Source organism: Micromonospora sonchi (assembly GCF_014646235.1).
Taxonomy (GTDB): Bacteria; Actinomycetota; Actinomycetes; order Mycobacteriales; family Micromonosporaceae; genus Micromonospora; species Micromonospora sonchi.
The window spans coordinates 76271-94590 of the sequence record NZ_BMNB01000021.1; the positions used below are offsets into that span (position 1 = coordinate 76271).

20 protein-coding genes and 1 pseudogene are annotated in these 18320 nt (G+C 72.0%); 17 read left to right on the forward strand and 4 right to left on the reverse strand.

Annotated elements, in window-relative coordinates; genetic code table 11:
• The first annotated feature begins 3 nt into the window (after positions 1 to 3).
• From IEY61_RS21080 to IEY61_RS21095, 4 genes are read left to right on the forward strand one after another with little or no spacing between them, the layout of a single operon-like run.
• Complete coding sequence (locus IEY61_RS21080) at positions 4 to 1566, forward strand: class I adenylate-forming enzyme family protein (protein ID WP_189046975.1); 1563 nt, start codon at positions 4 to 6, stop codon at positions 1564 to 1566.
• Positions 1566 to 2924 carry an adenylosuccinate lyase gene (purB, locus tag IEY61_RS21085; RefSeq protein WP_189046977.1) on the forward strand — a complete coding sequence of 453 codons (1359 nt, stop codon included), beginning with the start codon at positions 1566 to 1568 and terminating at the stop codon, positions 2922 to 2924. The genes IEY61_RS21080 and purB overlap by 1 nt, the downstream gene beginning before the upstream one ends.
• Positions 2921 to 3670: an enoyl-CoA hydratase/isomerase family protein gene (locus IEY61_RS21090; protein ID WP_229706258.1), complete on the forward strand. Its 750-nt coding sequence runs from the start codon at positions 2921 to 2923 to the stop codon at positions 3668 to 3670. Before purB ends, IEY61_RS21090 begins: the two co-directional genes overlap by 4 nt.
• On the forward strand, positions 3667 to 5286 hold the full coding sequence (locus tag IEY61_RS21095) for a thiamine pyrophosphate-binding protein (protein ID WP_189046979.1): 1620 nt from the start codon (positions 3667 to 3669) through the stop codon (positions 5284 to 5286). Before IEY61_RS21090 ends, IEY61_RS21095 begins: the two co-directional genes overlap by 4 nt.
• A gap of 5 nt (positions 5287 to 5291) precedes the next feature.
• On the opposite strand, the gene IEY61_RS21100 is transcribed toward IEY61_RS21095, so the two are convergent.
• Positions 5292 to 6116, reverse strand: a complete 825-nt coding sequence (locus IEY61_RS21100) for an IclR family transcriptional regulator (RefSeq protein ID WP_229706260.1) — start codon at positions 6114 to 6116, stop codon at positions 5292 to 5294.
• A 168-nt stretch (positions 6117 to 6284) separates the two neighbouring features.
• Between IEY61_RS21100 and IEY61_RS21105 the strand changes: the two genes are divergently transcribed.
• From IEY61_RS21105 to IEY61_RS21160, 12 genes are read left to right on the forward strand one after another with little or no spacing between them, the layout of a single operon-like run.
• On the forward strand, positions 6285 to 8303 hold the full coding sequence (locus IEY61_RS21105; protein WP_189046983.1) for a hydantoinase B/oxoprolinase family protein: 2019 nt from the start codon (positions 6285 to 6287) through the stop codon (positions 8301 to 8303).
• Entirely contained in the window at positions 8300 to 9286 is a 987-nt protein-coding gene (locus IEY61_RS21110; RefSeq protein WP_189046985.1) for a DODA-type extradiol aromatic ring-opening family dioxygenase, read from the forward strand. Before IEY61_RS21105 ends, IEY61_RS21110 begins: the two co-directional genes overlap by 4 nt.
• A complete protein-coding gene (locus tag IEY61_RS21115) occupies positions 9279 to 10118 on the forward strand; it encodes a DODA-type extradiol aromatic ring-opening family dioxygenase (RefSeq protein ID WP_189046987.1) in 840 nt (279 codons plus the stop codon). Before IEY61_RS21110 ends, IEY61_RS21115 begins: the two co-directional genes overlap by 8 nt.
• Before the next feature lie 9 nt (positions 10119 to 10127).
• Entirely contained in the window at positions 10128 to 10418 is a 291-nt protein-coding gene (locus IEY61_RS21120; protein WP_189046989.1) for a BMC domain-containing protein, read from the forward strand.
• 22 nt (positions 10419 to 10440) lie between these two features.
• Positions 10441 to 10767 (forward strand): BMC domain-containing protein, encoded by a 327-nt coding sequence (locus IEY61_RS21125; RefSeq protein ID WP_189046991.1) that lies wholly within the window; start codon positions 10441 to 10443, stop codon positions 10765 to 10767.
• Positions 10767 to 11024, forward strand: a complete 258-nt coding sequence (locus tag IEY61_RS21130; protein WP_189046993.1) for a EutN/CcmL family microcompartment protein — start codon at positions 10767 to 10769, stop codon at positions 11022 to 11024. Before IEY61_RS21125 ends, IEY61_RS21130 begins: the two co-directional genes overlap by 1 nt.
• Before the next feature lie 16 nt (positions 11025 to 11040).
• Complete coding sequence (locus tag IEY61_RS21135) at positions 11041 to 12549, forward strand: 2-hydroxymuconic semialdehyde dehydrogenase (protein WP_189046995.1); 1509 nt, start codon at positions 11041 to 11043, stop codon at positions 12547 to 12549.
• Positions 12546 to 13340, forward strand: coding sequence for a 2-keto-4-pentenoate hydratase (locus IEY61_RS21140; RefSeq protein ID WP_189046998.1), 795 nt, complete (start codon positions 12546 to 12548; stop codon positions 13338 to 13340). Before IEY61_RS21135 ends, IEY61_RS21140 begins: the two co-directional genes overlap by 4 nt.
• Positions 13337 to 14272, forward strand: coding sequence for an acetaldehyde dehydrogenase (acetylating) (locus IEY61_RS21145; protein WP_189047000.1), 936 nt, complete (start codon positions 13337 to 13339; stop codon positions 14270 to 14272). Before IEY61_RS21140 ends, IEY61_RS21145 begins: the two co-directional genes overlap by 4 nt.
• Positions 14269 to 15345, forward strand: a complete 1077-nt coding sequence (gene dmpG, locus IEY61_RS21150) for a 4-hydroxy-2-oxovalerate aldolase (RefSeq protein WP_229706262.1) — start codon at positions 14269 to 14271, stop codon at positions 15343 to 15345. The genes IEY61_RS21145 and dmpG overlap by 4 nt, the downstream gene beginning before the upstream one ends.
• Complete coding sequence (locus tag IEY61_RS21155) at positions 15342 to 16064, forward strand: 2-keto-4-pentenoate hydratase (protein ID WP_189047002.1); 723 nt, start codon at positions 15342 to 15344, stop codon at positions 16062 to 16064. The genes dmpG and IEY61_RS21155 overlap by 4 nt, the downstream gene beginning before the upstream one ends.
• Positions 16061 to 16495, forward strand: a complete 435-nt coding sequence (locus tag IEY61_RS21160; RefSeq protein ID WP_189047004.1) for a RidA family protein — start codon at positions 16061 to 16063, stop codon at positions 16493 to 16495. The genes IEY61_RS21155 and IEY61_RS21160 overlap by 4 nt, the downstream gene beginning before the upstream one ends.
• Before the next feature lie 68 nt (positions 16496 to 16563).
• On the opposite strand, the gene IEY61_RS21165 is transcribed toward IEY61_RS21160, so the two are convergent.
• Positions 16564 to 17163 carry an RNA-guided endonuclease InsQ/TnpB family protein gene (locus IEY61_RS21165; protein WP_229706264.1) on the reverse strand — a complete coding sequence of 200 codons (600 nt, stop codon included), beginning with the start codon at positions 17161 to 17163 and terminating at the stop codon, positions 16564 to 16566.
• Positions 17117 to 17356, reverse strand: coding sequence for a helix-turn-helix domain-containing protein (locus tag IEY61_RS31345; protein WP_229706266.1), 240 nt, complete (start codon positions 17354 to 17356; stop codon positions 17117 to 17119). Before IEY61_RS31345 ends, IEY61_RS21165 begins: the two co-directional genes overlap by 47 nt.
• Positions 17357 to 17372: 16 nt before the next feature.
• Between IEY61_RS31345 and tnpA the strand changes: the two genes are divergently transcribed.
• The gene (gene tnpA / locus IEY61_RS21170) at positions 17373 to 17807 is read left to right on the forward strand and encodes an IS200/IS605 family transposase (protein ID WP_189047006.1); all 435 of its coding nucleotides are present in this window, start codon (positions 17373 to 17375) and stop codon (positions 17805 to 17807) included.
• A gap of 97 nt (positions 17808 to 17904) precedes the next feature.
• Here the strand turns inward: tnpA and IEY61_RS31350 are convergent.
• Positions 17905 to 18084, reverse strand: a pseudogene (locus IEY61_RS31350) (VanZ family protein); the annotation flags it as partial.
• Positions 18085 to 18320: the final 236 nt, after the last annotated feature.

Genomic DNA, 18320 nt, shown 5'->3' on the forward strand with positions numbered 1-18320 from the left:
CAGGTGATCCCACCCGCCCTCGACGTCACCGTCCTGGACCGCGCCGCTCGGCAGCCGGACCGCCCTCTCTACCTGTTCGACGAGTTGGACCGGCCGGTGTCGGCCGGTGAGTTCGCCGACCTCGCCGGCCGCGCCGCGGCCGTCCTTGCCGCACTCGGCGTCGGGCGCGGCGACCGGATCGCCGTGTGGGCCGAGAACGGCCTCGGCTGGCTGCTCCTGCTCGCCGCCGCAGCCTGGCGGGGTGCCGCCCTGGTGACCCTGCATCCCGGCCTGACCACCCCGGAACTGACCGCGGCACTGGCCCGCAGCGGCCCGCGCCGGCTCTTCGTCGCCGAGCGGGTCCGCGACCGCGACGGCCGGGGCACCGCCGCCGAGGCGGTCGCCGGGCTGCCGGTGGAGGCCCGCCCGGACGGCTGGCACACGTTCGGCGACGACCTGGCCGGACTGCCCGGCTGGGCCGACCCGGCGCCGGCACCGGCCGGGCGCCCGGACGCGGTGCTGAACATCCAGTTCACCTCGGGCTCCACCGGCCCGGCCAAGATGGTCTCGCTCAGCGGCCGTAACCTGATCACCAACGCGGAGTGGACGGCCGCCGCCGCCGGGCTCGGCGCCGACGACCGGATCGCCTCGCCGCTGCCGCTGGCGCACGCGGCCGGCCTCGGCAGCGGTGCCGTACTGGCCCTGGTCACCGGCGCGCTGTGGGTGTCGGCCCGCCGGTTCCGCTCCGAGGCGGTGCTGGCCCAGATCGCCCGGCACCGCTGCACCGTGCTCCAGGCCGTACCGACGATGGCGGCGATGCTCGCCGACCGGGTCGAGGCCGAGCCGGAGCGTTTCGACCTATCGTCGCTGCGGGTCGGGTTCCTCGGCGGCGCCCCGTGCGCCCCGGCGCTGCTCGCCCGCACCCGGAAGGTGCTCGGGCTGGACCGGATCGCGGTGATCTACGGGCAGACCGAGGCCGGCCCGACGATCAGCGTCGACCCCGGCGACGGCGGTTGCGGCCGGCCCGGCACCACCGTCGGCCGCATCCTGCCGGCCCTGTCCGCCGCCGTGGTCGCCCCCGGCACCCGGACCGAACTGCCCGCCGGTGAGCCCGGCGAGCTGCTGGTTCGCGGCGACTCGGTGACCGCCGGCTACATCGACGACCCGGAGGCCACCAAGGCCGCGATCACGCCCGACGGTTGGCTGCGTACCGGTGACCTGGGCGCGCTGGACGCCGAGGGAATCTTCACCCTCACCGGCCGGGTCAAGGAACTGATCATCCGGGGTGGCGAGAACGTCAGCCCGGCCGAGGTGGAGGCGGCGCTGCTCGACGACCCGGCCGTCGCCCAGGTCTGCGTACTCGGGGTGCCGTCGCCGCGTTGGGGCGAGGAGGTCGGCGCGCTCGTCGTCGCCGCCGTGGGCACCGAACCCGACCCCGACCGGCTCGCCCGGCTCGCCGCCGCCCGGCTGGCCCGGCACAAGGTGCCGACGCTGATCCGTACGGTGCCGGCCCTGCCGTTGCTGCCCTCCGGCAAGGTCGACCGGCGCGCCGCGCTCGGCCTGCTCACCGAGGAGGGGGACCACTGATGCAGCTCGGCTCGTGCTTTTTGGACTCGCTGACCGTCACCAGCTTTTTCGGCAACGCCGAGATGCGCGGGGTCTTCAACGACCGGCAGCTCATGCAGTCCTGGCTCGACGTCGAGGCGGCCCTGGCTCGCGGCCAGGCCAGCCTCGGCATCATCCCGACGGCCGCCGCGCAGGCGATCACCGACGCGGCCCGGCTCGACCGGCTCGACACCGCGGTCCTCGCCGCTGACGCCGCCGACACCGTGCACCCGCTGGTGCCGCTGGTGCGGGCGCTGACCGCCGCCTGCCCCGGCGACGCCGGCCGGTACGTCCACCTCGGCGCGACCACCCAGGACGTGATGGACACCGGTTTCGTGCTGCGCGCCCGGGCCGGCCTGGACATCGTCGCCCGCCAGGTCGACGAGCTGGTACGCATCCTGCGCCGGCTCGCGTTGCGGCACCGCACCACCCCGATGCCGGCCCGTACCCACGGACAGCAGGCGCTGCCGACCACGTTCGGGCTGCGCTGCGCGGTGTGGCAGAGCGAGCTGCAACGGCACCGGTCCCGGTTGGCCCAGATGCGCGAGCGGCTGCTGGTCACCAGCATGGGCGGTGCCGCCGGCACGATGGCCGGCTACGGTCCGCAGGCGTTCGCGCTGGAACGCGCCGTGGCCGCCGAACTCGGCCTCGGGGTGGCCGACACGCCGTGGCACGCCACCTCGGACCGCTTCGCCGAGTGCCTGATGGTGCTCGGGCTGATTGCCGCCAGCGCCGAGAAGCTGGCCCGGGAGGTCTACTTCCTCGGTCGTACCGAGATCGGCGAGGCGTACGAGCCGCAGGGGTCCGCCCAGGTCGGCAGCAGCACCATGCCGCACAAGCGCAACCCGATCCGGTGTGAGGCGGTCATCGCCGCCGCCGGCACGCTGCGCGCCCAGGTGCCGCTGGCGTTGCAGACCATGATCGCCCAGGACGACCGCGACATGGGCGTCGGCATGACGCTGTGGAAGCTGCTGCCGGAGTGTTTCATCCTCATCGGCGGCGCCCTGGAACGGCTCGTCGAGGTCTTCGGCGACCTCGGCGTCAACCCGGACCGGATGCGGCTCAATCTGGACATCACCGGTGGCCTGGTGCTCTCCGAGGCGGTCATGCTCCGCCTCGCCGGCCCGCTCGGCCGCGAGCAGGCCCACCACCTGGTGATGCGGATCGTCCGGGACAGCCTGGAGCAGAACCGACCGTTCGCCGAGGTGCTGCGCGCCGACCCGCAGGTGGCCGCCGCCCTGCCGGCAGCCGACGTCGCCGGGCTGCTCGATCCCCTGTCGTACGTCGGCCACGCCGCCGCGCTGGTCGACCGCGCCCTACTGAACTCGGAGTCGCCGTGACCGCTGAACACTCCGTGCTGCTGCACCGCTCCGGCCGGCTGGCCCGGGTGACCCTGCACCGGCCGCACAAACGCAACAGCTTCGACCTGGCGATGCTCGCCCGGTTCGAGGACGTGCTGCACGAACTCGGCCGGGACCGGACGGTCGAGGTGGTGGTGCTCACCGGCGAGGGTACGGCGTTCTGCGCCGGCACCGACCTGCACGAGTTGGCCGGCCTCGACGCCGAGACCACGATGTACGTCCAGCGGCGCACCGCCGAGCTGGTCGAACGCTGGTACCGGCTGGAGCAGACCACCGTCGCCGCCTTCAACGGGCCGGCGATCGGCTCCGGGGCCGTGCTCGGGCTCGCCAGTGATCTGCGGGTCGCGGCCGACAGCGCCTTCTTCACCTTCCCCGAGGTGACCTTCGGCATTCCGCTGACCTGGAGTGGCATGGCGATCCTCGCCGACCTGGTCGGCGCCGATCTGGTCAAGCGCTGGCTGCTGCTCGGCGAGCGGGTCGACCCCGCCGACATGCTCGCCCTGCGCCTGGTCACCCGGGTGGTCGACGGGGCCGGGCTGCCGGACGCCGTCGCCGCCATCGTGGAGCGGCTGCTGGCCACCTCGGCGGTCGGCCGCTCGATGACCAAGCGGGCCGCCCGGCTGGCCGGTCCCCGGTTCGACGCGGCGGCCAACGACTCGTACCTCGGCGCGCTGAGCGTGGCACTGCGGTCGCCCGGTGACTACCTCGAACGGGATGCGCGATGAAGGTGTTCGAGGCGATCGCCGACGCCGTCGTCGCGCACGGCGTCGACACCGTTTTCGGCCTGCTCGGCGACGCCAACATGTTCCTGGTCGCCGACCTGGTGAACCGGCACGGCGTCCGGTTCGTCGCGGCCCGCAACGAGAACGCCGCCGTGATGATGGCCGACGGGTACGCCCGCGTCACCGGTCGGTGCGGGGTCGCCACCGTCACCCAGGGGCCGGGGTTGGCCGTCGCCGGGGCGGCGTTGACGATCGCCCGGCAGGCCCGCACCCCGCTGGTGCTGATCGCCGGCGACACCCCGCCCGGCGACCCGCTGCACGTGCAGCACTTCGAGCAACAGCCGTACGTGCTGGCGACCGCGGGCACGTTCGTGCCGGTGACCGGCGCCGGGACCGCCGCCCGCGATGTCGGGCTGGCGTTCCGGGCGGCCCGTGAGCTGCCCGGCCCGGTCGTGCTGAACGTGCCGATCGACCTGCAGGAGGAGCCGGTGCCGGCCGGCCCGATCCTCCCGGTGCCGGCGGTGCCCCGCCCGCCCCTGCCGCTCGTGCCGGATCCCGCCGCCGTCGAGGCGCTCGCGCAGCGCCTGCGCACGGCACGCCGCCCGGTGCTGCTGGCCGGGCGGGGCGCCGAACCGGCCGCCGCCGCGATCAAGGACCTCGCCGACCGGTGTGACGCCCTGCTCGCCACCACGCTGATGTCCGCCGGCCTGTTCGCCGGGCATCCGTACGACCTCGGGGTGGCCGGCGGGCTGTCCCGGCCGCTGACCCGGCGGATGCTGGCCGGGGCGGACCTGGTGGTCACCTTCGGGGCCCACCTCAACCGGTGGACCGCCGACCACGGCACCCTGTTTCCCGACGCGGTGCTCGTCAGTGTCGACGTGGACCCGGCGGCGATCGGCCGGCGGTGGCCGGTGGCCGGTGGCGTGCTCGGCGACGCGGGCGAGACCGCGCGGGCACTGTCGGCGCTGCTGCCGGCGCTGTCGCGGCCGCAGTGGCGGAGCCGGGAACTGGCTGCCGAGTTGGCCGGGGCCGACCCGTTCGAGGGCCTCGACATCCGATCCACCGTGGACCTGATCGATCCGCGGGCGTTCATCCGGATCTGCGCCGACCGGTTGCCGCGGGAGCGGACCACCGTGGTCGGCGTCGGTCACTTCGGCGGCTGGCCCAACCTGCTGCTCGACTCGGCCGCCACCGACCGGTCGTTCGTCGCGCCGTGGGAGTTCGGCAGCATCGGCGTCGGGCTGCCGTTCGCGGTCGGCGCCGCCGTCGGCCGCCCGGACCGGCCGGTGGTCGCCTTCGAGGGCGACGGCAGCCTGCTCACCGGACTCGGCGAGCTGGACACCCTGGCCCGGGTCGGCGCACCCGTGCTGCTGCTGGTCCTCGACGACGCCGCGTACGGCGCGGAGGTGCGCAAGCTCGCTCCGCGCGGGGTGGACCCGCAGCTGGCCCGGTTTCCCGGCCGGGACCTCGCCGCTGTGGCCCGCGCGCTCGGGCTGCCGGCCTGGACGGTCACCGACGAGGCGGGCGCGCGGGCGGCCTTCGACGCGGTGTTGCCGCTGACCGGCCCGGCGCTGCTGCACGTGAAGGTGCACCCCGACGTGGTGCAGGAGAAGTTTTGACCGGCTCAGTCGCCCCAGACCTCGCCGAAGCCGTACCCGAGCTGCCGGGACAGCTCGTCGGCGGTCCGGCGGGCCGCCGCGGCCAGTTTCTCCACCCGCTCGCCGTCGAGGCGGAAGATCGGGCCGGAGACGCTGATGGCCGCCGTGACCCGGCCGCGGCGGTCGCGCACCGGCGCGGCCACGACCCGCAGTCCCTCCTCGCTCTCCTGGTCGTTGAGCGCCCAGCCCTGCTCGCGGACCACCGCCATTCGGGACATGAACGTGTCGAGGTCGGTGATCGTGTTGCCGGTCAGGGCGGTGAACGGCGCGGTGGCGAGCGTGGCCCGCAGCGTGGCGTCGTCCTTGTCGATCAGCAGGGCCTTGCCGGCCGCGCTGCACCACAGTGGGATGCGCCGGCCGAGCCGGGAGACGAGTTGCAGGTTCCGGGTGCCCTGCACGACGTGGATCGAGATCGCGTCGAGGCCCTCCAGGACGGACAGGTTGACGCTCTCGCCCTCGTCCTCGGCCAGCCGTTGCACCAGGGGACGGGCGAGGGCGTGCAGGTCGAGGCCGGCCAGGTAACGCGCGCCGAGTTCGAAGACCGCCACGCCGAGCCGGTAGTTGCCGTTCTCCTCGTTGCGCTGCAGGAAGCCGGCGTCGGCCAGCGCCCGGAACAGCCGGCTGGCGGTCGACTTGTGTAGGCCCAGTTCCCGGCTGACGTCGCTGACCTTGCGCTCGGTCTCGCTGCCGCAGAAGGCGAGCAGCACGCTGAGCGCGCGGTCCAGCGCCTGCGTGCCGGACTCGCGGGGAGCGGGTTCGTCGTCCGGGGTGGCGTCAGTGGCGTACCGCATCTTGCTTCCCACCTTCTCGGTTGCTAGGTTTCATAATATAACTCTAGGACCACATACTGAGCCAAGCCAGGGTGGTCCGCCCGAAACGTCCGGCCCACGCACGCTGATCCACCCAGATGGTCCGTTCTCCCGCACCCGGGATCGAGCCGGAACCAGTGAGGCATCCGCATGACTATGAACCCGATTGACCTGGAAGTCGTCACCGAAGGTCTCATCTCGATCGTCCGGGAGATGCGACAGACGATCTTCCGTACCGCGCACTCGCCGGTGATCGCCGACGCCCAGGACTTCTCGTGCGCGCTGTTCGACCCGCAGGGGCAGATGGTCGCCCAGGGTCGGGACATGCCCGGCCACGTCATCGCCATGCCGGCCTCGGTCGCCGAGATCTTCGCCGACTTCGCCGACGAGATGCGCCCCGGCGACCTCTACATCGTCAACGACCCCTACCGCGGCGGCAGCCACCTCAACGACGTCACGCTGATCAGCCCGGTCTTCGTCGACGACAAGCTCTTCCTCTTCCCCTGCGTACGCATGCACTGGGCGGACATCGGCGGCATGACCCCGGGCAGCGTCTCGGGGCAGGCCACCGAGATCCTCCAGGAAGGGCTGCGGATCCCGCCGATCAGGCTGATCGAGGAAGGCCGGCCCAACCGCGCCGCGTTCGACATCGTCTTCGCCAACGTCCGGATGGCCGACGAGCGCCGCGGCGACCTCGAATCCAGCATCGCCGCCTGCCACACCGCCGAACGCCGGCTGCGGGAACTCGTCGCCCGACACGGCACCGACCTCGTCCTCGAAGCCGTCGCCGCCAACATGGACCGCACCGAGCAGCGACTGCGCGACATGATCCGGGCCCTGCCCGACGGCACCTACCACTACGAGGACTACCTCGACCTCTACACCGACGGCCGGTACGACGCCGCCATCGTCCGCTGCCAGCTCACCGTCGACGGCGACGAGATCGAAGCCGACTTCCGCGACTCGTCGGCCCAGGTCGCCGCCGTGGTCAACTCGTCGCGGGCGATGACCGTCGCCGGCGTCTTCATCGCCGTCAAGTCGGCCCTCGACCCGGGCGGCCTGGTCAACCACGGCGCCTTCCGCCCGCTGCGGGTACACACCGAACCCGGCACCGTCGTACACGTCAGCTATCCCGCGCCGGCCAACGCGCACAGCGAGGTCCGCAAGCGGGTCATCTCCGCCGTCATGGCCGCCCTCAGCCAGGTGGCCCCCGACCTCATCGCCGCCGACCAGTTCGGCACCACCTTCCAGAACCTCATCGGCGGCGTCGACGAGCACACCGGACGGCCATACCTCTACTACGACTACCCGGCCGGCGGCAACGGCGGATTCCTCGAATCCGACGGGCCCAGCGCGATGAATCCCGTCGACCTCGGCGACATCTCCACCATCCAGTCCGTCGAACGCCTGGAGACGGAGATCCCGATCCTCATCGAGGCGTGCGAACTGCGCACCGGTTCCGGCGGTGACGGGGCACGCCGCGGCGGCCTCGGCAGCCGCCGGGAAACCCGCCTGCTCGCCAGCGGCGGCGCGTACTCCGTGCAGACCGACCGAACCACCGTCCCACCGTACGGGCTGCGGCAGGGCGGTCCCGGCGCACCCACCGTCACCCATATCCGGCGCCCGGGCGGCGAACGCGTCGACTTCGCCACCCCCGGCAAGGTCGCCGGCTTCCCGATGCGCGAAGGCGACGTCCTGGTGATGGAGTCCGCCGGCGGCGGCGGCTGGGGCGACCCGCTCGAACGCCTGCCCGAGGAGGTCGCCGAGGACGTGGCCCAGGAATACCTGACCGCCGAGGACGCCCGGCAGCGCTACGGCGTCGAACTCGACCCCGCCGGACAGGTCGACCCGGCCGCGACCGCCGCCACCCGGCAGCGACTGCGCGAAGCACGGCGTTGGCTGCGGACCACCGTCACCCCCAACCCGGCCTACACCGGTCACCGCGGGCGACGACGGCTGGCGTACGTCGCCCCCGGCAGCGGCCTCGCCGAGGACACCCTCGTCGAGTTGCACGGTGGGCACCCGGCCCCGCTGCGCGCCTGGGTCCGGCACGACGCGGCACTGGCCGCGGACGAAATCGCCCTCGACGACGACGGGCTTCGGATTCTCGGCACCGCCCCGCACGACCGTTCCTACGTGCGGGTGCTGGCCGGAGGAGGAGAGGCATGAGCAAGGTCTTCCGGGTGCCGCTGATGCCGGCCCGCGGCAGCAGCGGCACCACCACCGCCCCGCGGGCCCCGCAGCCGGCCGCGACGTCGGCTCGGCCCGGCATCGTCGCCGGTTGCCTCAGCCCGCACCCACCACACCTGATCTACGGTGAGAACCCGCCGCAGAACGAGCCGCGTTCCACCGGCGGGTGGGAGACGCTGCGCTGGGCGTACGAGCGGCTGCGCGCCCGCATCCGCGAGGTGCACAAGCCGGACGTGCTCATCGTCCACGCCCCGCACTGGATCACGATGGTCGGCCACCACGTCAACTGCGCACCGAACCCGCGCGGCCTCTCCGTCGAACCGATCTTCCCGCACCTGTTCCGCTACCGGTACGACTTCCGTACCGACGTCGAACTCGGCGAGGCGATCGCCGACGAGGCCAGCGGACTCGGCCTGGTCACCCGCAAGATGCGCGACCCCCGGGTCCGCGTCGACTACGCCACCATCGGTGCCCTGCACCTGGCCAACCCGGCCTGGGACATCCCGGTGGTCTCGCTGTCGGCCAACAACAACCCGTACTTCTACTCCGACGCCTCGCTGGAGGAGATGGAGGTCCTCGGCGAAGCCACCCGGCGGGCCATCGAGGCCACCGGCCGCCGGGCCGTGCTGCTCGCCTCCAACTCCCTGTCGCACCTGCACTGGCACGAGGAACCCGAACTGCCCGAGGACATGGAACGGGAACACCCGTACAACAACCACCAGTACCGCTGGGACATGAAACTGCTCGAAGCGATCCGGCGCGGACCCACGGCGCCGCTGCGCGAGCTCATCCCTGAACACATCGAGGCGACCGCCTCCGAGACCAAGGCCGGCAGCCTCACCTGGATGCTCGCCGCGATGGGCTGGCCCAAGGTCGCCGGCGACGTGCTCGGCTACGGCACGATCATCGGCACCGGCAACGCCGTCGTGGAATGGCTGCCCGAGGGGAGCCACCATGGCTGACCAGACCGGGATCGTCGCCGGGGCCCTGCTGCCCGGCATGCCGCACCTGCTCGCCGGGGAGCCGGCGCCGAGTTGGTCGGCGCTGGCCGACGCGGCCCGCGACGTCGGCGCCCGGCTGCGCCGGCTCGACCCCGACGTGGTGCTGCTGCTGTCGACCCAGTGGTTCACCGTGCTCGGCCACCAGTTCCAGTGCGACCCCAACCCGCGTGGCGAACACGTCGACGAGAACTGGTACGCCTACGACTACGGCCTGCTCGACTACGACCTGCGCTTCGACGTCGACTTCACCGAACGCTGGGCCGACCGGGTCCAGGCCGACGGGATGCAGGCCCGGCGGACCCGCTACGAAGGGTTCCCGATCGACACCGGCACCATCGTCACCTCCACGCTGCTCGATCCCGACCGCAGACTGCGCTGGGCGCAGGTCTCCTGCAACCTCTACGCCGGCGCCGACACCCTCGCCGACGTCGGCCGGGCCGGCGCCGCCGCCGCCCGCGACGCCGGCCTGCGCGCCGCCGTCGTCGTCGTGACCGGGCTCTCCTCCGGTCTCATCCAGCAGTGGATCGAGCCCCACCAGGACCGCATCGGCGAACCCGGCCACGACCAGTGGAACACCCGGATTCTCGACCTGCTCACCGCCGGCAAGGTCGACGAGGTGCTCGCCGTCCGCGAGGACTTCGCCCGGCAGGCGCAGGCCGACAGCCAGTTCCGCGCCCTGGCCTTCGCCGCCGGCGCCGAGGCGACCACCGGCCCGGCGCACCTGCACGCGTACGGCCCGATCTGGGGCACCGGCGCCGCCGTCCTGTCCTGGAACCTGCCCGACCACCAATAAGGAGGAACAATGCGCAACCCGGCCGTGGGCTTCGTCGAAGCCGAAGGCTTCATCCCCATCTTCGACGCCGTCGACGCGATGGTGAAGGCCACCGAGGTCGAGGTGACCAAGGTCGTCCGGCTCGGCGGCGGCATCGTCGCGGTCGCCGTGCGCGGCGACCTCGCCACCGTCGAGGAGGCCGTCGACATCGGCGAGGAGACCGCGCGGGCCAAGAGCCGTTCGGTGCGTTCGATCGTCTTCGCCAGCCCCTGCGACGCCGTCAGCGCCCTGGCGGCCGAACCCCAACTCGTCGGCAACTGACCGCCGGTAAGGAGAACCAGACATGTCGTCCGACATCGCGATCGGAATCGTCGAGACCCGTGGCGTCGTGGCCCTCTCGGCGGGCATCGAAGCCATGATCAAGACCGCCGACGTACGGTGCGTCGGCGTCGAACGGGTCACCAGCGGCTACCTGGCCGTCGCCGTGCGGGGCACCCTCGCCGCCGTCCGCCAGGCCGTCGCGGCCGGCGAGGCCGCCATCCGCGCCCACGGCGAACTGCGTAGCTCGCAGGTCTACCCGAAGCCCCACCCGACCACCGCCGCGCTGCTCGACAACCCGGACACCGCCCGGATCCGCGAGGTCATCGCCGGCCTGCGGGGAGAAAGCTGATGCTGCTCGGCGAGGTCGTCGGCAAGGTGTGGGCGGACCGCATCCTGGCCCCGCTCCAGGGCCGGCGGCTCGTCCTGGTCCGGGTCCGGCCCGACGGCCCCGACCTGGTGGCCGTCGACCCGCTGAACGTCGGCGTCGGCACCACCGTCCTGGTCGTCACCGACGAGGCGGCGGCCGCGGTCACCGGCGAGAACACCGTCGACGCGGCCGTCGTCGCCCTGGTCGCCGACGCGGGCTCCGCACCCCACACCACCTGACCGGGAGGTACGCATCATGACCAGGCTCTGGTCCCCGACCCTGCTCGCCGGCCGACCGGACGGCGAGCCGAGCACGCTGCCGAACTACGTCGGCGGCCGGTTCGACACCTCCGGCAGCCGGTTCGCCAAGCTCTCCCCCGTCACCGGGGACACCATCCGGTACGTCACCGAGGCCGACGAGTCCACGGTGGACGCCGCGGTCGGTGCGGCGCGCGCGGCGGTGCGGGGGCCATGGGGTCGGATGGGTGAGCGGGAACGGGCCGCGGTGCTGTACCGGATCGCCGACGAGTTGGAGCGCCGCTTCGACGACCTGGTGGCGGCGGAGGTCGGAGACACGGGCAAGTCGGTGGCGCAGGCGCGGACGTTGGACATCCCGCGGGGCGCGGCGAACTTCCGGGCGTTCGCGGAAATCGCCTCGACAACGCCCACGCAGACGTTCACGACCGTCACGCCGACCGGCGGTCGGGCACTCAACTACGCGGTGCGCAAGCCCGTGGGGGTGGTGGGCGTGATCGTGCCGTGGAACCTGCCGCTGCTGTTGTTGACGTGGAAGATCGCCCCGGCCCTCGCCTGCGGCAACGCGGTGGTGGTGAAGCCCTCGGAGGAGACACCCTCCTCGGCGACGCTGCTGGCGGAGGTGATGGCGGCGGCCGGGGTACCCGACGGTGTCTACAACGTGGTGCACGGGTTCGGGCCGGGGTCGGCGGGCGAGTTCCTGAGCCGCCACCCGGGCGTGGACGCCATCACCTTCACGGGCGAGTCGGCGACCGGCGAGGCGATCATGCGGGCCGCCGCCGACGGGGTGAAGGCGGTGTCGTTCGAACTGGGCGGCAAGAACGCCGGCCTGGTCTTCGCCGACGCCGATCTGGACGCGGCCGTCGAGGGCTCGGTGCGCTCCAGCTTCACCAACGGTGGCCAGGTGTGCCTCTGCACCGAGCGGTTGTTCGTGCAGCGGCCGGTGTTCGACGAGTTCGTAGCCCGGTTGGCCCGGCGCGCTGACGAACTGGCCTTCGGATGGCCGGCGGACGAGACGACCGGCACCATGCCGCTGATCTCGCACCAGCACCGGGAGAAGGTGCTGGGCTACCACGATCTGGCGCGTGCCGAGGGCGCAACGGTGCTGGCCGGTGGGGGTGTGCCGGAGTTCGGCGACAGCCGGGACGGGGGTGCGTACGTGCGACCGACGGTCTGGACCGGTCTGGGCCCCGACGCCCGCGTCAACCGCGAGGAGGTCTTCGGGCCGGTGTGTCACGTGGCCCCCTTCGACGACGAGGACGAGGCGTTCGCCCTTGCCAACGACAGCGAGTACGGCCTGGCCGCAACGGTGTGGACGCGTGACGTCGGTCGGGCGCACCGGGCCGGGCAGCGGCTGGAGGCGGGAATCGTGTGGGTCAACACGTGGTTCCTGCGGGACCTGCGGACGCCGTTCGGCGGGATGAAGGCGTCCGGCGTCGGCCGCGAGGGCGGCATCCACTCACTCGACTTCTACTCCGAACTCACCAACGTCTGCGTGGACCTGTCATGACCGAGGTAGCCCGGGCAGCCGACGTGCTGCGGTCGGCGTACGAGAGCCGGGTCCCGATCGCGCCGCTGCGCGGTGACCTGCTGCCGGTCGGGGACGTCGACGCCGCGTACGCGGTGCAGCGAGCGCAGGTCGACGACTGGGTGGCGGCCGGGCGGCGTCGGATCGGGGCGAAGATCGGGTTGACGTCGGCCGCGGTGCAGCAGGCGTTCGGTGTCTACCAGCCGGATTTCGGGGTGCTCTTCGCCGACATGGCGGTCCCGGACGGGGACGAGGTCGACCTGGGCGCGCTGCTGCAGCCGAGGGTGGAGGCCGAGGTCGCCTTCGTGCTCGGCGCCGACCTGCCGTTCGAGCGCGTGACGGCGGCCGACGTCATCCGGGCGACCGACCACCTCCTGCCCGCGATCGAGGTCGTGGACTCGCGCATCGCCGACTGGGACATCTCGATCGTGGACACGGTCGCCGACAACGCCTCGTCCGGTCTGTTCGTGCTCGGCAACCAGCCCCGCCGACTGTCGGACGTGGACCTGCGGCTGGCCGGCATGGTGCTGGAACACGCCGGTGAACCGGTGTCCGTCGGCGCCGGCGCGGCGTGTCTCGGCAACCCGGTGCACGCCGTCGCGTGGCTCGCCGGCACGCTCGCCGCCGCCGGTGCTCCCCTGAGCGCCGGGGACGTGGTGCTGTCCGGGGCCCTCGGTCCGATGGTGCCGGTCACCGCCGGCGGCGGGTACGAGGCGCGCATCTGCGGGCTGGGGTCGGTCCGGGTCAGATTCGGTGGGAAGGAGCAGGCGTGAGCACGGGTGTGGCGGTGATCGGGTCGGGCAACATCGGCACCGACCTGATGATCAAGGTGTTGCGGTTGTCGGAGTCGTTGCGGATGGTGGCGATGGTCGGCATCGACCCGGACTCCGACGGTCTCGCGCGGGCCCGCCGTCTCGGTGTGGCCACGACCGCCGACGGCGTCGACGGGCTGCTGGCCATGCCGGAATTCGCCGACGTGCGGGTGGTGTTCGACGCGACGTCGGCGGGCGCGCACCGACGGCACGCGGAGCTGCTGCGTGAGCACGGCCGGCTCGTGGTGGACCTGACCCCGGCCGCCGTCGGACCGTACGTGGTGCCGCCGGTGAATCTCGACGAACACGTCGGGGAGCCGAACGTGAACATGGTGACCTGTGGCGGGCAGGCCACCGTGCCCGTCGTCGCCGCGGTCGGGCGGGTGACGCCGGTGGCGTACGCCGAGATCGTGGCGTCGATCGCGTCGCGGTCGGCGGGGCCGGGAACGCGGGCGAACATCGACGAGTTCACCGACACGACGGCGCGGGCGATCGAGGTCGTCGGCGGCGCCCGCCGGGGCAAGGCGATCATCGTGCTCAACCCGGCCGAACCACCGCTGCTGATGCGCGACACCGTGTACTGCCTGTGCCCCGATCGTGACCTCGACCGCGACGCCGTCACCGCGTCGATCGAGGCCATGGTCGCCACCGTCGCCGAGTACGTCCCCGGCTACCGCCTCAAGCAACGGGTGCAGTTCGACGACGTGTCCGGGCACGTGCCGGCGCTGGGTGGGTCGTTCGCCGGGGTGCAGGTGTCGGTGTTCCTGGAGGTGTCCGGGGCCGGGCACTACCTGCCGGCGTACGCCGGAAACCTGGACATCATGACCTCGGCCGCGCTGCGGACGGCGGAGCGGATGGTGGCGTTGCGGGCCGAGCAGGGGGTACCGGCATGAGCCTCTACATCCAGGACGTGACGTTGCGGGACGGGATGCACGCCGTCCGGCACCAGTTCACCGTCGACCAGGTCCGGTCGATCGCCGCCGCCCTGGACGCGGCGGGGGTCGCCGCGATCGAGGTCGCGCACGGCGACGGCCTGGCCGGCTCCAGCGTCACCTACGGCCACGGCGCCGCGTCCGACGCGGACTGGATCACCGCCGCCGCCGAGGCGGTCACCAACGCCAGGCTGACCACGCTGCTGCTGCCCGGCATCGGCACCATCGCGGACCTGAAAGCCGCCCGCGACCTCGGGGTGACCAGCGTCCGCGTCGCCACGCACTGCACCGAGGCGGACATCTCGGCGCAGCACATCACCTGGGCCCGGGAGAACGGCATGGACGTGTCCGGGTTCCTGATGATGTCGCACATGAGCGACCCCCGGAGCCTGGCCGCGCAGGCGAAGCTGATGGAGTCCTACGGCGCCCACTGCGTGTACGTCACCGACTCCGGCGGCCGGCTGCTGATGCGCGACGTCGCCGAGCGCGTCGACGCGTACCGGCAGGTCCTCGACCCCGACACCCAGATCGGGATCCACGCCCATCACAACCTCTCCCTCGGCGTGGCGAACAGCGTCGTCGCCGTCGAGCACGGCACCACCCGGGTGGACGCGTCGCTGGCCGGGCACGGCGCCGGCGCCGGCAACGCGCCCCTGGAGGTCTTCGTCGCCGTCGCCGAACTGCACGGTTGGGAACACGGCTGCGACGTGTTCGCGCTGATGGACGCCGCCGAGGACCTGGTCCGGCCGCTACAGGACCGGCCGGTCCGGGTCGACCGCGAGACCCTGACCCTGGGCTACGCCGGGGTGTACTCAAGTTTCCTGCGACACGCCGAACGGGCGTCGGACCGCTACGGGATCGATGTCCGCTCGATCCTCGTCGAACTCGGCCGCCGCCGGATGGTCGGCGGGCAGGAAGACATGATCGTCGACGTCGCGCTCGACCTGCTCGCCGCCACCGCCGGCGAGCAACACCGGAGCGACTCCGCCGGCAGATGCGACAACGAGCCAGCAACGACTGGAGAGGGCCGATGAGCACCATCGAACAGATCGCCGCACGCCTCGACGGTGCCGCGACCAGCCGTACCCCGACGGCGCAGTTCAGCGCCGACACCGGGCTGGACGTGCCCACCGCGTACCAGGTGCAGCACGCCGTTGTCGCGCACCGCACGGCGCGGGGTGAACGCCTTGTCGGGTTGAAGCTGGGGCTGACCAGCCGCGCCAAGATGACGCAGATGGGTGTCGACGAGGTGATCCTGGGACGGCTCACCGACGCCATGCACATTCCTGACAGCGGCACGATCAGGCTCGACGACCACATCCACCCGAAGGTCGAACCGGAGGTCGCCTTCCTCGTCGAGGGCGGCGCCATCGCGGCGGTCGCGCCCGCAATGGAGATCATCGACTCCCGCTACGTCGACTTCCGCTTCACGCTTCCCGAGGTGGTCGCCGACAACACCTCGGCGAGCGGCTTCGTGCTCGGCGCCTGGCAACCGGTGCCGGACGGGATCGACAACCTCGGGGTGCTGCTGGAGTTCGACGGGCAGACCATCCAGACCGGGTCGACGGCGGCGATCCTCGGCGACCCGCGCCGGGCCCTGCCGGAGGTGGCCCGGCTCGCCGGCTCGGAACTGACGGACGGCTCGGTGCTGCTCGCCGGTGCGGCGACCGCCGCCGTGCCGTTGCGGGCCGCCACCCACGTCCGGGTCACCGTCGACCGGCTCGGCACCGCCTCCCTGCGGGTGGCGCCATGACCGGCCGCGATGACGCCGCGACCGGCGGCCTCGTGGCCGGCAAGGCAACGCCGCGCGGCCGGTTCCCGCACGTCAAGGTCGCCGGCGGGTTCGTCTACGTCTCCGGTACGTCGAGCCGTCGGCCGGACAACACCATCGCCGGCGCCACCGCGGACACGATGGGCACCACCAGCCTCGACATTCGGGTCCAGACCCGGGTCGTGATCGAGAACATCCGCGACATCCTGCACTCCGTCGGCGCCGATCTCACCGACCTCGTCCAGGTCACCAGCTTCCTGGTCAACATGAACGACTTCGGCGGCTACAACGAGGTCTACGCCGAATACTTCAACGAGACCGGCCCCACCCGCACCACCGTCGCCGTACACCAACTGCCGCACCCGCACCTGCTGATCGAGATCCAGGCGGTGGCTTGGCGTCCTCCCCGGTGAGTGGCTGCCGCCGGCGCCCCCGTAGAACCCGTCGGGCCGCGTGCCGGCCCGGTTGAGTCGGCTCGGCCTCACGATGCTCTGGCCTTGACATCCTCTCCGCCCTGAAGGACGGAGATTCCCTCCACGCTGCGTGTGGAACACGCGGTGTCCGGGTGGGTTACCGCTTCTCTGCGCGCCGCCGGGACGTGTCCCGGTCTTACGTGCGCTCCACGGTCGTTGAGGCTCTCCGCCTGTCCGGCGGCGAGTACGTTGATGGCGGCGTTGACGTCCCGGTCGTGGGTGGTCCCGCAGGGGCAGTTCCACGACCGGACGTTCAAGGTCATCGTGTCGTTGATGCGGCCACACTGCGAGCACATGCGGGTGGATGGGAAGAATCGGTCCACCCGGCCGAATGCCCTGCCGTACTTCGCGGCCTTGTACTCCAGCATGGCGGTGAAGCTGGCCCAGCCCGCATCGTGCACGGATTTCGCCAGCCGGGTTCGGCCGAGTCCGGCAACGGCAAGGTCCTCGACGTACACCGCTTGGTTTTCGCGGGTGATCGTCGTGGACAGTTTGTGCTGCCAGTCCCGCCGGGTGTCGGCCACGCGGGCGTGCGCCCTGGCGACCCTCACGACGGCCTTCTTACGGTTCTGACTCCCGCGCCGCTTGCGGGAGAGAGCTTGTTGCAACCGCTTGCGTGATGATTCGCTTGGACAGCTCGGCGTCCGAGACGTACGGCAAGCCCGCCTCGCGGGCCTGCTGGCGCAGCTTGAGACCGTCGTTGAACACCACCCGCGCGCACCCGAACGCCCGAGCCAGCTCGATCCGCTGACCGGGTGCCGGGTACACGCGGAACTGGTAACGGAGCTGCACGGGAAGCACCGTACCATGTTGGTCTATGGCTGAACTTCAACGCATCCGAACTGGCAGGCACTGTGTTTTCGCGATGCATGTCCACTTGGTTTTCGTGACGAAGTTCCGGCATGAGGTGTTCGCCGACCGGCACCTGACCCGGATGCAGGCGATCATGCGAGACGTGTGCGCCGACTTCGAGGCCGAACTGGTCGAATTCAACGGCGAAAACAACCACGCACACCTGCTGGTCAACTTCCCGCCAAAAGTCGCCGTGACCCGCCTGGTCAACTCACTCAAAGGCGTGTCCTCGCGGCGGCTGCGGCAGGAATTCCCTGACCTGACACGCCACTACTACCGGACCAACAAACTCTGGTCCGGTTCATACCTCGCAGGCTCCATCGACGGCGCACCACTGAACGTCCTGAAGCAGCACATCGAACAGCAAAACCGTTCCGGTCAAGGCACTGCTCGGGCCTAGCAGCCCACCCAACGCGGGCCTTCACCCCCGCCCTGAAGGCCGGAGCACTGGCCCGCATTCCGGTAGCGCGCCACCAGCGGCGCGACGCAAGCGCGGCCAGCCCGGCGCCGGCGGTGTTGAGCAGTACGTTGTCCACGGAGGACACCCGGTCCAGCCGCAGGACGTACTGCGCAGCCTCGACCAGGATCGAGCAGCCCGCCGCGAGCGCAAAGATCCGCAGGACCGAGGCCAGTGCCGCGAACCGCAGCGGGGCGAGGAAGCCCAGCGCAGCGAACACCGCCTGGGCGACCCGTACCCAAGCGCTGTCTCCTCGTGCAGGTAGGCGCGCCAGGACAACCCGCCGGGCGTCAACGCGCGGACGTCCGCCAGATCGCTGTCCAGGACGTACGCGCTCAGCACCGGCGCACCGGTATCGGCAATGACCGCCGGTAGCACCCCGTCAGGATCACCATCGAGCTTCGCCAGGCGCCAGTCGGCGCGCAGCACGTACTCCTCGAGGATGGCCACGCCGCG

Excerpts from the sequence above, each read along its gene's own strand:
- IEY61_RS21110 (WP_189046985.1), top strand. The coding sequence starts at position 8,300 with ATGAGCAAGGTCTTCCGGGTGCCGCTGATGCCGGCCCGCGGCAGCAGC.
- IEY61_RS21115 (WP_189046987.1), top strand. The coding sequence starts at position 9,279 with ATGGCTGACCAGACCGGGATCGTCGCCGGGGCCCTGCTGCCCGGCATG.
- IEY61_RS21140 (WP_189046998.1), top strand. The coding sequence starts at position 12,546 with ATGACCGAGGTAGCCCGGGCAGCCGACGTGCTGCGGTCGGCGTACGAG.
- purB (WP_189046977.1), top strand. The coding sequence starts at position 1,566 with ATGCAGCTCGGCTCGTGCTTTTTGGACTCGCTGACCGTCACCAGCTTT.
- IEY61_RS21100 (WP_229706260.1), bottom strand. The coding sequence starts at position 6,116 with ATGCGGTACGCCACTGACGCCACCCCGGACGACGAACCCGCTCCCCGC.
- IEY61_RS21135 (WP_189046995.1), top strand. The coding sequence starts at position 11,041 with ATGACCAGGCTCTGGTCCCCGACCCTGCTCGCCGGCCGACCGGACGGC.
- IEY61_RS21130 (WP_189046993.1), top strand. The coding sequence starts at position 10,767 with ATGCTGCTCGGCGAGGTCGTCGGCAAGGTGTGGGCGGACCGCATCCTG.
- tnpA (WP_189047006.1), top strand. The coding sequence starts at position 17,373 with ATGGCTGAACTTCAACGCATCCGAACTGGCAGGCACTGTGTTTTCGCG.
- IEY61_RS21160 (WP_189047004.1), top strand. The coding sequence starts at position 16,061 with ATGACCGGCCGCGATGACGCCGCGACCGGCGGCCTCGTGGCCGGCAAG.
- IEY61_RS21105 (WP_189046983.1), top strand. The coding sequence starts at position 6,285 with ATGACTATGAACCCGATTGACCTGGAAGTCGTCACCGAAGGTCTCATC.
- IEY61_RS21125 (WP_189046991.1), top strand. The coding sequence starts at position 10,441 with ATGTCGTCCGACATCGCGATCGGAATCGTCGAGACCCGTGGCGTCGTG.
- dmpG (WP_229706262.1), top strand. The coding sequence starts at position 14,269 with ATGAGCCTCTACATCCAGGACGTGACGTTGCGGGACGGGATGCACGCC.
- IEY61_RS21155 (WP_189047002.1), top strand. The coding sequence starts at position 15,342 with ATGAGCACCATCGAACAGATCGCCGCACGCCTCGACGGTGCCGCGACC.
- IEY61_RS21095 (WP_189046979.1), top strand. The coding sequence starts at position 3,667 with ATGAAGGTGTTCGAGGCGATCGCCGACGCCGTCGTCGCGCACGGCGTC.
- IEY61_RS21120 (WP_189046989.1), top strand. The coding sequence starts at position 10,128 with ATGCGCAACCCGGCCGTGGGCTTCGTCGAAGCCGAAGGCTTCATCCCC.